This is a genomic window from Pseudodesulfovibrio indicus, from assembly GCF_001563225.1.
GTDB classification, from domain to species: Bacteria; Desulfobacterota; Desulfovibrionia; order Desulfovibrionales; family Desulfovibrionaceae; genus Pseudodesulfovibrio; species Pseudodesulfovibrio indicus.
Window position 1 is genome coordinate 1919989 of the sequence record NZ_CP014206.1, and the last position, 14245, is coordinate 1934233.

Sequence of the window (14245 nt, forward strand, 5' to 3'; positions counted from 1 at the left end):
GGCGTGCGGAAATGACGTTGCAAGGTGACCCGCTGGCCGCGCTGCGCGGCCAGGAACATGCGGTCAAGCGCCTGAACGCCATTGCCGCCGACCCGCCTCAATCCATCGTTATCGAAGGGGGTGACGCGGAAGCCCGCGTCGCCCTCTCGCTCTATTGGGCCATGCGCCTCAACTGCGAGTCCGGGTCTATCCCGTGCGGGCAGTGCACGGCCTGCCGCCAGATCGCGGACCTGGCCTTCAACGACCTGCTCTTTTTCGACGGTCGCGAGGGTTTGATCAAGGTGGACTCCGTGCGCGAGAAGCGGTCCACCTGGGGCCAGCCGCCTCACGGCGACGGCTACCGCGTGACCATCTTCGCCGAGGCCCAGATGTTCATGACCGAGGCGGCCAACGCCCTGCTCAAGTCCCTTGAGGAGCCGAGGCCGGGCAACGTCTTCATCCTGGCCGCGCCCCAGCGCGAGCGGCTGCTGGAGACCCTGGTCTCCCGTTCCTGGGTGGTCACCCTGGCCTGGCCGGACGTGCGCGAGAATTCGCCCGAGATCACGGAATGGACCACGGCCATGGCCCACTTCTGGCAGACCCGGCGCGGCTGGTTCGAGCGCACCTCGGCGAGGGGGGCGGTGGACCGTCACCTGGCCATGGAAGTGGTGCTCGGCATGCAGCGCGAGCTGCGCCTGGCCCTGTCCGGGGCCTGCGCCACGCCGCTCTCGTCCAAACTGGCAGGAACCTACGGCCCGCAAGGGTTGCGCAGGCTCGGCCTGGTCCTGGAGCAGGCCCAGGACGCCCTCAATACCCAGGTCCCGGTGAACCCGGCCATGGTCCTGGACTGGGTCGCCACGCGCATGGTGTGACCGTGCGTATCCTGCCCTACGACAATCACGACACCGACCCCATCGTCGAGTTGATCACCGGCATCCAGATCGCGGAATTCGGGGTCGCCACCTCCGCCGAAAAACAGCCCGACCTGCGGGACATCCCCGGCTATTACCAGTCCGGCGCGGACAATTTCTGGCTCGCCTTCGAAGGGGACGAACTCATCGGGACCATCGCCCTCAAGGACGCGGGCGACGGCGTCTGCGCCCTGCGCAAGATGTTCGTCAGGCGCGAGTATCGCGGCAAGGGGCGGGGCGTGGCCGCGGGCCTCATGCAGACCCTGCTCGACTGGGCCGGGGAGCGCGGCGTGGCCGAGATCTATCTCGGCACCGTGGACGTGTACCACGCGGCCCACCGGTTCTACGAGAAGAGCGGCTTCACCGAGGTGTCCCGCCACGAGGTCCCTGTCTCGGTCCCGCTCATGGACGTGGACGTCAAATATTATCGCTACCGTTTCTAGGTCTGAGCGCCAGGCGGCCCGGAAAGGAAAACGCCCGGATCGGCATGTTGCCGGTCCGGGCGTTTTTTTGCGGTTTTCGGAATGGAGGCTAGGCGTCGACCTTCTTGCCCGCGAAGCGGATGACCAGGGCCGTGGCCAGGATGCCGACGGGCAGGGTCAGGGTCACGGGCAGGCCGAGACCGGCGGGCAGGTAGCCCGTGACGATGGCCAGCCCGGCCACGGTCACGGCGTAGGTCAGCTGGGTGCGCACGTGGTCGATGTGGTCGCAGCCCGCGCCCATGGACGACAGGATGGTGGTGTCCGAGATGGGCGAGCAGTGGTCGCCGAAGATGGCGCCGGTCAGGACCGAGCCGACGGACAGGACCACGAATTCCGGGTCCGGGTTCAGGGCGAAGGCCAGGGGAATGGCCAGGGGCATGAGGATGCCCATGGTTCCGTAGGAGGTGCCCGTGGCGAACGAGATCACCGAGCCGAGGATGAAGATGATGGACGGCAGCAGGTAGGCGGGCAGGGAGTCGGACAGCGCGCCCACCAGGTAGTTGGCCGTGCCCAGCTCCTTCATGACCCCGGACAGGGACCAGGCCAGGAGCAGGATAACCGCCGTGATGTTCATGGATTTGATGCCGGTGACGAAGGTCTCGATAGCCTCCTTGATGGGCATGATCTTTCGGGTCACCGCCATGGCGATGGCCACCAGCGAGGCGAGCAGGGCGGCCTGGAACAGGACCACCGAGGCGTCCGACGCGCCGAAGCAGGTGCGCATGGAGGCGAAGCTCAGGGGCGAGGCGTTGATGGCGGCCAGCACGGCCTCGTCATCGATGGCCGAGTAGCCGTTGAAGTAGAAGCCGAGGAAGGCGGCGACCATCAGCGTGCCGATGGGCAGGATGGCGCTCCACACGGACGGCCGCACATGGGCCGCCGGTTCCAGGCTGGTGGCCTCTTCGGCGGCCATGGGCACCGCGTTGTCGCCCAGCACCTTGCCCTCGTTCCGGGCGCGCATCTCGGCCTGGTACATGGGGCCGAAATCGCGCTTGAGCCATACGGCCAGCAGGATGAAGAGCAGGATGTAGATGTTGTAGAATCGGTAGGGGATGGTCTGGACGAAGATGCCGTAGGCGTTGCCGGTGATCCCGATGGCCTGGTAGCCGTCGCGGATCAGGCCGACCTCGTAGGCCACCCAGGTGGAGATGAGGGCGATGCCCGCGATGGGCGCGGCCGTGGCGTCGATGATGAAGGCCAGCTTCTCGCGGGACACGCGCAGCCGGTCCGTGACCGGGCGCATGATCGGGCCCACGGTCAGGGAGTTGGCGTAGTCGTCGAAGAAGATGAACAGACCCATGACCCAGGCGGCCAGCTGGGAGGAGCGGGGCGTCCTCGCCCAGCGGGCGATGGCCCCGGCGATGGCCTGCGCGCCGCCCATCTTGGAGATCAGGGCGATCAGGCCGCCGATGGCCAGGACCTGGAGCACGATGCCCGCATCCCAGGGGTCGGCCAGGGATTCCAGGACCTTGCCGGACAGGTGCAGGAATCCGCCGATCATGGCGTGGTACACGTCCCAGCCTTCCAGTTCGAGCATGAAGCAACCGGAGAATACGCCGATGAACAGGGACAGGACCACGTTCTTGCTGGCAAACGCCAGGGCGATGGCGAGCAGGGGCGGGATCAGGGTGAGCATGCCGAGGTCGCGGACGTTCTCGGCGGCCGAGGCCAGGGCCGGTGCGGGCAACAGCAGAGCCGCCAGCAGGGCGGCCGGAATGAGAAGAGGTGAGCGCATGAAGTTCCCTTTGAAATTTGGTCTTTGAAACGGTGAAGCGTCGGAAAAAGCGCAAGAATACAAAATTGTATGCTGCGCCTGCGGGGAGCTGACTTATAACATTCTACTGGGTTTGTCGATAAAAAGTACCGGCTCCCCGATGAGTGGATTGCCAAAAAGGGAAAATGCGGATCAGGGTTCGGGAAAGACGCTTTCGCGCAGGACCTTGCAGACCCGCGTGGTGAAGTTCCGGTACCAGTCGGCGCGCCCGCGCGCCTGGGCGGCCAGGTGTTCCGGGTGGTCGCGCCACGCCCGGATGGCGTCCAGGCTCTCCCAGTAGGACACGGTGACGCCCACCTCTTCGCGGGCGGACTCCACGCCCAGGAAACCGGGCATGGACCGGGCCAGTTCGAGCATGCGGGTCGCTGCCTCCGCATACCCGTTGTCGCCGTCGGTGCGCACCGAGGTGAAGATGACGGCGTAACAGCCGTCTAGGCCAGGACGATTCTCTTGCATTGCGATCCTTTGGGTACGAACTGGGCCATCCGGGGTGGTTCGGGGACGGGCTGTTCGAGTTTTTCGGACAGGAACAGGGACGGATTGCGCTCGAACAGCTGGCCGGGCCGGGTGAAGGTCCGGCAGAACATCTCGCCCCAATTGGTGGCGTAGACGACCGCCGCCTGTTCGATGCGCACGGTGTCCGAGGGGGCGGTCAGGTTGAGGACGAAAAAGGCGCTGGTCACCCGCTCCGGTTGCAGCCCCTCGTTGATGTCCCGCTCGAAGGTCTGCTCGAAGGGGAAGAATTCGTTCAGCGCGCCCATGAATTTCTGGAGGTCGGCCAGGGCGATGGGCGCGATGGACCGGTCCGCCTGGAGCAGGCTCTTGGGATTGTAGATGCGGTTGGCCAGCAGCCAGGCGAGCAGGTGGACCGGGTCCTGGTTGCGGTGCAGGAGCTGGAAGTTCTCGGCGGCCTGCTTGGCCCCGGTGCGCTCGCCGCCGCGCACGGTCCAGGTGGGCGGCTTGCCCGGCCCCTTTTCCGCCGCGAAGTGGAGGATGGGGAACCCGTGCTTGCGGTTGTCCAGGAACGGCACGCGCAGGATCTTGTCCGGTTTTCGCGCGAAGTTGGCGGCGATGCGGCGGCCCATGCGGGTCAGGTCCTCGGCGTTGACCAGCGCCTTGGTCTGTCCCTTGCCCTCCAGCCCGGACTGGATGCGTTGGTAGGTGTCCACCATGTACTGGCGGACGTGCGCGCCCATGCGCAGGGACTTTTCGAAGGGCCAAGAGCGGTTGGTCTCGGCCAGCCGGTCCGGCTCCACGTAGCCCGAGCCGAACAGGACCGAGATCAGGCTCTCGTCCTCGGGCCGGGCGGGCAGGTTCATGAAGAACGGGATGTCCGAGAGGTTGGCCTTGAGCCGGAAGGACTCCTTGAGCAGGGCCGCCGCGTTGGTCTCCTTCCGGCCCAGGTAGTAGGCGTGCAGGATGGAAAACAGGGCGGTGTAGGGATCGGTGTCCAGCCTGCCCTGGCGGTTGCGGGTCAGGCTGCGCTTGATGCGGTCGCACAGCGGCAGGGCCGACCCCTCGGGCGCGGCATAGGTCTCCAGCAGGCCGAGCTTGAGCACGGACTTGAAGGGCGCGCGCACGGCCTTGACCATCTGCCACAGGGAGCCGCCGAAGTATTCGTCGGGCGGGACCTCGGACAGGTAGCCGAAGTCCTCCAGGCGCGGCTTGCCGCACAGGGGGTAGCGCCGGGCCGCGCGGATGCAGGCGTCGTAGACCTTGCGCCCGGCCCCGGCCGGGGTGATCCACCAGGCGATGTTCTTGCCCGCCAGCTTGAGCGCCGTGCGGTAGAACTCCTCCTTGAGCAGCAGGGCCTGGGCCGAGCCGGAGCTTTCCTCGTCGCCGGAAAGGAACCGGTTGTCGCGCACATCGTCCATGCGCATGGGGTAGAAGTGCGCCTCCAGCCCGAACTCGCTCTCGGCCCACAGGGAGATGGCATCCAGCTTGCGCTTCAGCCCGCTCTCCATGCTCATGGTCACGTCCCCGTCGTAGCAGACCCAGCAGTCGAGGTCCGACTCCGAGGTCTGGGCCACGGTGCCCAGGCTGCCCATGGCGTAGACCGCCAGGATGCGGACGTCCGGCGACGGGTCGCTGGACGGGGTCACGCCGAGCCGGTCGCGGACCGTCTCCAGGGCGGTCAGTCCCGGATGGAAGCCCCATACCCGACAGGCCGGGATGTTCCCGAAATTGAAGCGCCGCTCAAAGGCGTCGCTGTCGAGGAGCACTGGGAGCATGCGCAGGAACGCCTGCTGGTCGCGGGTCAGGCCGCCCTGGGCCCGGCGCATGCGCAGCCGGTTGTTCTCCAGCATCCGCCGCTCCCGCCGCATGAAGGTCAGCTCCCTGGACCAGGAGGTCAGAGCCTTCTGGGCCACGAAGGGGTCGGTCTCCCCGGTGGCGGGCGGCTCGCCCTTCTCCACCTCGCGGGCGAACAGGGTCATCTGGCGGATGCGGTTGGCCAGGAACTGCGGATGGCCCGCGTCCGAGTCCTTGATGATGGACCGCGTGACCTGGGTGCCGGGCATCTCAATGGACATGAGCCGGCTCTCGCGGATGTACATGGCGTGCAGGAAACAGTTGATGAACTCCACGCCTTCGAAGTCGTCCCCGACCAGCTCGGAATAGGCCAGGTCCGAGACCTCGAACCGGCAGGAGCGCACCGCGCAGCCGTGCAGGTTCGCCCCGGCCAGGGAGCAGAGGGTCAGCTCGGTCAGGTCCAGGGTACAGTTGGTCAGGGACGCCTCGCTGAAGACCGTGGACCGCGCCCGGCAGCCGTCGAGGATGCAGCCGGAGAGCAGCGCTTCCGTGAACAGGCAGTCGGTGAACGCGCACCCCTCGAAGGTGCAGCCGTGAAATTCGGCGCGTCCGAAATCCGCATCCTTGAACTCCGTGCCGGAGAAGACGCAGCGGACGAAGCGGGTTTCCCGCAGCCGTGATGCGCCGATCCTGCCCCGGACGAAGCCGCAGGCCAAAAAGGTCGAGCCGGTCAGGTCCAGGCCGGTCAGCTCCCGGCCGTCCAGCTCCTCGTTTTCCACCAGCGAGGCCTTGAGCTCCATGTCCCGGACGTTGCGGAACTTGGGCAGCATTTCCTGAAGGGTTTTGGGCTTTGAGCGAAACAGCCCCTTGAGGAACCCGCCCGGTTTATCGGCCTTGGCGGAGAGTTCCTCGGCGGGGGGCGGGGGCGGCGGCGCGGGAAAGGTCTCGGGCCGTTTGGGCGGGCATTTGCCGGTGATGTTGCGGGCGAAGTCCGGGGCGATGGCCTCCAGCACCCCGAGGGTCTCCAGGTGGCTGTCCAGCTGCTGCTCCTCGGGCAGGGAGGCCACGTACTGGACGTAGCCGATGTCGCCGAGCAGCGGGGCGCGCGAGACCGCGGCCTTGCGCAGGCCGGGCAGGCGGGTGCGTACCGAGGCCAGGAGCTTGCCCATGCCAGGATGGTCCTGGGCCACCAGCCCGTCGAGGCAGGCCCCGGCCATGGAGCCGGAGGTGGTGGGCAGGATCTTGAGCAGCACGGCCATGATGGTCTTGTTGCCCGCTTCGCTCACGGCGGCGATGGTCCGCAGCACGCAGCGGTCCGGGACGATGCGTTTCAGGTCGATGGCCTTGGCCAGGGCCTCGGCGTAGACCGAGTCGCCCAGCCCCCGGATGACGCCGCACAGCTGCTCCAGGCCGCGTCCGTCGATGCCGTTGGACAGGCGCGAGTTGATCCAGCGGCCGAACAGCCCGCTCACCAGGATCTGGCGGGCCGGGAAGGACAGGGTTTCGCCCTGCTCGCCGAGTCTGGCCACGAACGGGGCCAGCTCCTCCGGGTCCGTGGCCATGATCGGCTTGAGCAGCTCCTCCAGCCAGGCCAGGGTCTCCTTGTCCTTGTCGCCGGGGACGTGCCGGAGCATCTCGTGGGCCAGGGCCAGCCGGTCGCGCGCGGGCCAGGCCGCGACCTTGGGGTCGAGCCGGACCAGGGGAACGGTCTTGGCGGTGATCAGCCGGGCGCAGAGGGTGCGCCCGAACCGCCCGGCACGGACCAGGGCCTGGAGCGCGGACTGGACGGTGTGGATGTCGGTCGAGGTCCCGGCGATGCGCACCAGGGACAGGCACGCCTCGGCCAGCCGGGGCGCTTCATCCCGCTCCGGGCGCGGGTTGGCATCGCACCAATCCATGAATTCGACCGTCAGGCCGCCCGGACCGGGGCCGTCGGCGAGCGTCGGGCCTGCGGCCAGTGCGGCGAGCCCTCGGGCCACGGATCGGATGTTCGGGTTGCCTTCACTCATCTACATGCACCACCTTGGCATCATCCCACACTATTGCAACCATTTGCGCGCGAAGTCAAAAGCATGTTGCCTGTCTCGTGTTTTTTCACCGCGCACTCCCGCGCCGCGACCCGGTTTCCAGCCCGGAAACAGGGGCGCAAAAAGCCCGGGAAGCCGCTGAAACACTCGTTTAAAAGCCAAAAACACTTTGACTCGTATGGGACAATGGCCTATCGTCCCGACCTATTACCGATCACAGAAGAATCCAGTATAAAATCAACATTTCTAGGGAAGACACCTATGTATACACTGCGTACTCTCCCGGGAGACGACGTTCGCCAGATCATGTGGCGTTTCGCCGACCGTTTCGACCTCCAGATGTCCGTGCAGAGCGCCCGGTCCATCGCCCGCTCCACGGTTGCCAAGCTGGTGGCCGAGGGCGCGCGCAACACCCATGAATGGACCGAGCAAAAGGGCGAGCTTCTGACCGCCTTCGACCAGTCCGGGCTGACCGCCCTGTTCATGGACCCTCACCAGGGCGGCTATATCGAAGGCCCCAAGAACCTGGCCCTGGCCCTGGTCGCCTATGAGCTGGCCTGGGTGGACGCCGGTGCGGCGACCTCGTCCCTGGCCTCCTGCCTGGCCCTGGCCCCCATCCATGAGAAGGGCACCACCGAGCAGCGCGACAAGTACATGGCCGCCTGCGTCCCGCCCCAGCCGGGCGAGGACCGGACCATCTGGCGCGGGGCGTTCGCCCTGACCGAGCCGCTGCCCTACGTGGGCGTGGACACCGGCGTGCTCTGCGGCAAGGCGTCCGTGGCCGAGTGGAAGGACGGCGAGGAGCCCATGCTCCAGATCGACAAGCGCGGCCGGTTCATCACCAACATGGACTTCGCCAACTTCGTCACCGCCGCCGTGGAGTCCACGGACGAGCGCATCAAGGGCACCTTCATGGTCATCCTCGAAGAGGGCGACGAGGGCACCTTCGACCGAGGCGCGCCCACCCTGAAGATGGTCCACCAGCTTTCCTCCACCCGCGATCCCGTCCTGAACCTCAAGGTTCCGGCGTCCCGCATCATCGGCGGCTACGACGTCGTGGACGGCGTGATCGTGCCCAAGTACAACCACTCCGAGATCATCGGCGCGGTCTTCCACCGCACCCGCATCCCCGTGGGGCTGATGACCTCGGCCAAGCTCATCTCCGCAGTGGAGCCGGTCATCCGCTACCACCGCAACCGCTTCCGGGGCGGCGACGCCTGCAAGGAAGGGTCCCCGCGCTTCGACAAGGGCATCCAGATCAACGAGGACGCGCTGCAGCGCCTCGCGGACGTCTGGGCCTCGGGCGAGGCGGGCTGTTCCCTGGCCTTTGCCGCCGCGCGGCTGGCCGACCGGTTCGACCCCGTGGAGAAGGCCAAGGAGGCCCACTTTGCGGCCGAGGGCGTGACCTCCATCCGCAAGCAGATGGCCGCCCTGCGCGAGCTCAAGGACAAGGTCCGCGAGTTCATCGACCTCGAATACGCCCCGGCCGTCGAGCGCGACCAGGCGCGGTACGACGAACTGGCCGGGGACACCCTGGTCCAGTATGCCTACATGGAGGCGCTGGCGGGCATTTTGAACCCCGGCGTGAAGCTGTGGAACACGGGCGAGGGAGCCAACAAGATGCGCGAGGCCGTGGCCCTGGTCGGCGGCTACGGCATCACCGAGGACTGCCCCGGCTTCCTGATGCAGAAGTGGACCGACTGCCAGCTGGAGGCCACCTACGAAGGCCCCGAGGCCGTGCAGCGCCGCCACCTGACCATGACCATGACCTCCGAGATCTTCGGCCACACCATGACCAAATGGATAGAGCAGATGCGCCGGGCGGGACGCGACGTCCCCGGCCTGGGCGGCTATGTTCTTGCCTCGGCCATGGAGCTGTGGCAGTGGACCCTGGCCCACCTGCAGGAGGCCAAGGACGAGGACGGCCGCAAGCTCTACCACAACAAGCGGCAGGGCGTGACCTTCCCCCTGGCCGACGCGCTCGGCTGGCTGCTCGGACCCTACTACCTGGCCTGCGACGTGCTGGAGCTCATCGAGAAGGGCCCCATGTCCATGACCCTGGCCGAGGGCATCGACGACCTGACCGGGTTCTACAAGGACCTGTGCCACATGCAGGCCGCCCGCGCCGCGGGCGAAGTTGCCCGCATCTGTTCCGAGCTTGTCTACGGCTTCAACTGGAACCGCTGCCCGACCCCGGACGGCGGTATCGCCGACAAGTGCGAGCCCGAAGCCATGTCCGGCAACGACTGCGCCCAGGACGGCACGCTGGGCGACCGGTCCAAGTGCGCGCGCCCGGACCTGGTCCGTTTCCGCGAACTCAAGGATACCGTGGACATGTGCCTGGCGGGCTGCCGGTTGGCCAAGGACCGCGCGGGCAGCGCCCTGGCCGAAGTGATGATCCCCGAAGCCCTCGACTACCCGCAGGGCTAATAAAGACAGCAAGATGCGAGAGGGAAACCTTTTGACAAAGGTTTCCCTCTCGCGCTCTCCCTTCCAAAACTTTTTGTCGCCACGCCGCCAGGGAAGGGAGCGGGACAAGCGAAACCGCATGGGCGGCGTGGGGGCGGGGAACGGAATTCCCTGCCCCTGACGAGTTTTATAAACTTCAACCCACCCACCCCCAGGCGTATCGGGAAGAAACGCGCCTGACCGTCCCCCGCCGAACCTCGCGCAGCGACCCAAAGGTTTTTGGAGGGAAGAGGGGATGGGGGTCCGGGGGAAGGGGAGCAGGGAACCTTTTGCAAAAGGTTCCCTGCTCCCCTTCCCCCGGCCGCCGGAGGCAAACACCAATGAGCGACGAGACTCCCCGGATGGAGATGGAGACGGACATCGTCTGCGTGGGCTTCGGCCCGGCCGCGGGCGGATTCCTGACGACCCTGACCAGAGGGCTGGTCAACGAGGACGGCACCTACGCCGCCGAGAGCAAGGCCATGCCGGGCATGCCGCCCCAGGTCATCTGCTACGAGCGCGCCGACGACATCGGCTTCGGCGTCTCCGGCGTGGTTACCAAGGGGCGCGCCATCCGGGCCAGCTTCCCGGACCTGGACCTGTCCCAGATCCCCATGGCCCATGAGGTGACCAGCGAGAAGGTCCTGTTCCTGAAGGACCCGGTGGGCGCGAGCCGCAGGCCCGGCCTGTTCAAGCTGGCCGACAAGGTGCTCGGCCGGTGGATGGAGGACGACGCCTTTGAACTGCCGTACATCCCGCCGTTCCTGGAGAAACATCCGGGCATGATCTTTTCCATCGGCCAGCTCAACCAGTGGGTGGGCGGCAACCTGATGGGCACCGGCCTGGCCCAGGTCTGGCCGTCCAGCCCGGTGGCCGAGCCGCTGGTGGAGGGCGCTGCCGTCAAGGGCGTGCGCATGGCCGACCAGGGCGTGGACAAGAACGGCGAGCCCGGCGCGGGCTACATGCCGGGCATGGACATGAAGGCCGCGCTGACCGTGGTGGCCGACGGTCCGGTGGGACCGGTGGGCCAGGAGCTCAACCGCAGGCTCGGCATGCCCGAGGGCAACCACCAGCGCGAGTGGGCCGTGGGCATGAAGTGCGTGGTCGACCTGCCCGAGGGGTGCGACTGGGAGCCGGGCACCGTGCTCCACACCATCGGCTATCCCGAGCCCGAAATTTTCGGTTTCCTCTACGTCTATCCCGGCAACGTCGCCTCCCTCGGCATCTTCGTGCCGTCCTGGTTCGACAATCCGGTGCGCACCGCCTACCGCTACATGCAGCACTGGATGCTGCACCCGTACCTGTGGAAGCGACTTCAGGGCGGCACCCTGCGTTCCTGGGGCGCGAAGTCCCTGAACGAGTCCGGCAAGAACGGCGAGCCGATCCTGTGCGGCGACGGGTTCGCGCGCATCGGCGAGGGGTCCGGCTCCACCAACGTGCTGACCGGGTCCGGCGTGGACGAGGCGTGGGCCACCGGCGTGCAGCTGGGCGAGGCCGTGCTGGAGCTGCTCAAGGCGGGCAAGGAGTTCACCAAGGAGAACCTGCAGGCGACCTACGTGGCCCGCCGCCGGGCGTCCTGGGTGGAGAAGGAGGCCGAGGTGGCCCGGAAGTCCCGCGACGGCTTCACCAAGTCCGTGATCGCCGGTTTTCTCGGCATGGGCATGACCGGGCTGACCAACGGCCTGCTGAACATGCCGGGCAAGCCGGTCAAGCCCCAGGACCGCATCCCGTCCGTGGAGGATTACTACAAGGGGTACATCCATCCCGGCGAGATCGCCGAGATCCGCGCAACCTGCGCCAAGAAGGGCACGAGCCTGCACGACGCGCTCATGGACCGCGTGGGCTGGCCCGAGATTCCCCTGGACGGCCGGCTGCTGGTCTCGCACCAGGACGCGCTGCTCATGGGCGGCAAGGTCCAGGCCAACCCGGGCTACGGCGACCACGTCCGGTTCGCGGACCCGCACCAGTGCGAGGCCTGCCGCGAGCAGGTCTGCATCGAGGCGTGTTCCGGCCAGGCCATCTACACCAATCCCGAGGGCGGCACTCCGCTCTTCGACCGCGAGAAATGCGTCCACTGCGGCGCATGCATGTGGAATTGCAGCAAGTCCGACCCCAAGGACAAGGAACGGACCAATGTCAAGTTCCAGGCCGGGTCAGGCGGGCTGCATTCCGTGGAGAATTAGGATAAGAGGGTCGAACCGCCTGCGGCGGGATTGACGGGTGATTACGCCTCCGGCGGCCAAAGGGCGAGTCCTTTGGAATCCCGTTGTCGCCTTCGGCGAGGTCTTTCATAAAATGAGCCGTACCCTCGCGGGCGCACCCCGCGAAGCGGCGCCAAAAAGTTTTGGAGATTCTCAAGAACCTTTTGCAAAAGGTTCTTGAGCCGCCGGAGGCATCCCGCGCAGCGGTGGCCGAAGGCGATAAATGGACGGCATGAGAAATACGATTGCCGCCGCTAATCAAGGAGAACAATGAATGGGTAGTGAATTCCACATCGTGGTCTGCGGGTCCATCGTTCCGGACCCGCTCCAGACGCTCGCGCCCCAGGACGGGCCTGCCGGGCCGTCCCTGAAAAACGAGATGATGCTCCCCGCAGTGCTCGACCCGTGGGCCGGGCACGCCTTGTTCGAGGCCGCCAATCTCGCGGCCAAGAACCCCGGCAGCCAGGTCTGGCTGGTCAGCCTCGGCCCCAAGGCCAAGCTTCAGCAGGTGATGATGTCCGTGGCCCAGAAGGTCCCGTTCCAGTTGGTGGTGGCCGACGGGTCCGCCTCCGGCTTCACCGACGCCTTTGAAACCGCCAAGGTCCTGGCCGGGACCATCGACGGCATCGCCGGGCTGGACAAGTCCAAGCTGCTGCTCTTCGGGGGCTGGCAGTCCGCCTCGCGCGGTTCCGGCGCGGTCATCCAGATGGTCGGCGAGATGCTCGGCGTGACCGAGCAGTTCCAGGGCGTGGACAAGCTCACCGTGACCGGCGACGGGGCCATCGAGGTCCTGGAGCGCGTCGAGGGCGGAGCGTACCAGAAGTCCGTGGTGGACGGGGCTCCCGCCGCCTTCGGATGGGCCACCGGCGAGCTGCCCGAGCCGCCGAACAACCCCCAGGTGGGCATGCAGAACATGCAGAAGAACATGCCCGCCCTGATGCAGGCCAAGCCCGCCGACCTGTCCGGCACCAGCCTCAAGTTCGCCAAGGTCGAGCTGCCGCAGCAGCGGCGCGAGACCCGCATCGTCAAGGACATGCCGGTGGATGAGATGGCCAGGGAAATCGTCGAATGGATCAAGGGCTAGGGGGTAACGACATGACTGTTTTGTATCTTGCGCACACCGAATGCGACAACACCCTGCACAAGTCCGCCCTTGAGACCCTGACCGCAGCCAAGGCGCTGGCCGAAGGGCTGGGAACCGATCTGGCCGTCGGGTTGATCGGGGCGGACACCTCGGCCGCCGCCGAGACCATCGGCGGGTGCGGCGCGAAGTTCTACGCCGTGTCCGGCGCGGACTTCGCGGACGGACGCTATTCCTCCGACCTGGCCGCTGCCGAGGCCATCGCCAAGGCGTGCTCCCCGGAGATCGTCATCGCCCCGGCCACCTCCCGGTTCAGCCGAGCCCTGCCCGGCCTGGCCGTGCGCCTGGACGGCCGGGTGGACACCCATCTGTCCGGGATCGCCGCCGAGGACGGCAAGCCCGTGGCCAAACGGTGGTTCTACCGCCAGCGCATGGAAGGGACCCTGACCCGCGAGGAGCGGCCCTGGATCCTGACCCTGGATTCCGGTTGCGCCGAGCCGTACGCCGGTTCCGGCGCTGCGGACGTCCAGGCCGTGTCCGTGGACGTCTCCTCGGTGCGTACCAAGGTGGCGGGCATGGAATGCTCCTCCGAGGACGCCCAGACCATCCGCCCGGACGCCGCGCTGCTCTGCGTGGCGGGTGCGGGCTGGACCAAGAAGCAGGCCGACGGCGCGACCCACGTGGACGTGGCCGAGAAGACCATCATGGACTTCCTGACCGCCACCAAGGCGTCGCTCGGCTCGTCCAAGTCCCTGGTGGACATCTCGGGCGAGGGCGGCGCGGTCATCTCCTTCCTGACGCACATGCACCAGGTGGGGCAGACCGGCTCGACCCCGCGCCACGCCAAGGGACTGTCCACCTGCTGCCACGGCGAGGAACCCCACGTGGTCGGCTGGCGCTTCATCAAGGAGCGTCGGGCCATCAACCTCGATGCGGGCTGCGGCTGGGCGCAGGGCAAGTGCGACGTCCTCTACGTGGGCGACGCCTTCGCCATCATGAAGAAGGTGAACGAGCTGCTGGGCTAAACCGGCGGAATCGAGTACTCTTGAGCCGCATCCGTCCGACGGGTGCGGCTCTTTTCATTGCGATCGC

General features: G+C 67.0%; 9 protein-coding genes. 6 read left to right on the forward strand and 3 right to left on the reverse strand.

Annotation, left to right across the window (positions count from 1 at the left end):
- The first annotated feature begins 11 nt into the window (after window positions 1–11).
- Window positions 12–851: a hypothetical protein gene (locus AWY79_RS08575; RefSeq protein ID WP_066802517.1), complete on the forward strand. Its 840-nt coding sequence runs from the start codon at window positions 12–14 to the stop codon at window positions 849–851.
- Window positions 848–1333, forward strand: coding sequence for a GNAT family N-acetyltransferase (locus tag AWY79_RS08580; protein WP_233491027.1), 486 nt, complete (start codon window positions 848–850; stop codon window positions 1331–1333). Before AWY79_RS08575 ends, AWY79_RS08580 begins: the two co-directional genes overlap by 4 nt.
- 88 nt (window positions 1334–1421) lie before the next feature.
- Here AWY79_RS08580 and AWY79_RS08585 read toward each other — a convergent pair whose 3' ends face one another.
- From AWY79_RS08585 to AWY79_RS08595, 3 genes are all read right to left on the reverse strand, one after another.
- Window positions 1422–3107, reverse strand: a complete 1686-nt coding sequence (locus tag AWY79_RS08585; RefSeq protein ID WP_066802521.1) for a Na+/H+ antiporter NhaC family protein — start codon at window positions 3105–3107, stop codon at window positions 1422–1424.
- A 171-nt stretch (window positions 3108–3278) separates the two neighbouring features.
- Window positions 3279–3602 carry an antibiotic biosynthesis monooxygenase family protein gene (locus AWY79_RS08590; RefSeq protein WP_066802523.1) on the reverse strand — a complete coding sequence of 108 codons (324 nt, stop codon included), beginning with the start codon at window positions 3600–3602 and terminating at the stop codon, window positions 3279–3281.
- Window positions 3578–7405 carry a class I adenylate cyclase gene (locus tag AWY79_RS08595; RefSeq protein ID WP_066802525.1) on the reverse strand — a complete coding sequence of 1276 codons (3828 nt, stop codon included), beginning with the start codon at window positions 7403–7405 and terminating at the stop codon, window positions 3578–3580. The genes AWY79_RS08590 and AWY79_RS08595 overlap by 25 nt, the downstream gene beginning before the upstream one ends.
- 279 nt (window positions 7406–7684) lie before the next feature.
- On the opposite strand from AWY79_RS08595, the gene AWY79_RS08600 reads away from it, so the two are divergent.
- The 4 genes from AWY79_RS08600 (at window position 7685) to AWY79_RS08615 (ending at window position 14178) form a co-directional block, all read left to right on the forward strand.
- Window positions 7685–9853: an acyl-CoA dehydrogenase family protein gene (locus tag AWY79_RS08600; protein WP_066802527.1), complete on the forward strand. Its 2169-nt coding sequence runs from the start codon at window positions 7685–7687 to the stop codon at window positions 9851–9853.
- A gap of 359 nt (window positions 9854–10212) precedes the next feature.
- A complete protein-coding gene (locus AWY79_RS08605) occupies window positions 10213–12054 on the forward strand; it encodes a 4Fe-4S ferredoxin (protein ID WP_066802529.1) in 1842 nt (613 codons plus the stop codon).
- A gap of 292 nt (window positions 12055–12346) precedes the next feature.
- Window positions 12347–13156, forward strand: a complete 810-nt coding sequence (locus AWY79_RS08610) for an electron transfer flavoprotein subunit beta/FixA family protein (RefSeq protein WP_066802531.1) — start codon at window positions 12347–12349, stop codon at window positions 13154–13156.
- Between the two features lie 11 nt (window positions 13157–13167).
- Complete coding sequence (locus tag AWY79_RS08615; protein WP_066802533.1) at window positions 13168–14178, forward strand: electron transfer flavoprotein subunit alpha/FixB family protein; 1011 nt, start codon at window positions 13168–13170, stop codon at window positions 14176–14178.
- The last annotated feature ends 67 nt before the right edge of the window (window positions 14179–14245 follow it).

Coding starts and splice junctions, on each gene's coding strand:
- AWY79_RS08605 (WP_066802529.1), top strand. CDS start 10,213: ATGAGCGACGAGACTCCCCGGATGGAGATGGAGACGGACATCGTCTGC.
- AWY79_RS08595 (WP_066802525.1), bottom strand. CDS start 7,405: ATGAGTGAAGGCAACCCGAACATCCGATCCGTGGCCCGAGGGCTCGCC.
- AWY79_RS08600 (WP_066802527.1), top strand. CDS start 7,685: ATGTATACACTGCGTACTCTCCCGGGAGACGACGTTCGCCAGATCATG.
- AWY79_RS08615 (WP_066802533.1), top strand. CDS start 13,168: ATGACTGTTTTGTATCTTGCGCACACCGAATGCGACAACACCCTGCAC.
- AWY79_RS08575 (WP_066802517.1), top strand. CDS start 12: ATGACGTTGCAAGGTGACCCGCTGGCCGCGCTGCGCGGCCAGGAACAT.
- AWY79_RS08590 (WP_066802523.1), bottom strand. CDS start 3,602: ATGCAAGAGAATCGTCCTGGCCTAGACGGCTGTTACGCCGTCATCTTC.
- AWY79_RS08585 (WP_066802521.1), bottom strand. CDS start 3,107: ATGCGCTCACCTCTTCTCATTCCGGCCGCCCTGCTGGCGGCTCTGCTG.
- AWY79_RS08610 (WP_066802531.1), top strand. CDS start 12,347: ATGGGTAGTGAATTCCACATCGTGGTCTGCGGGTCCATCGTTCCGGAC.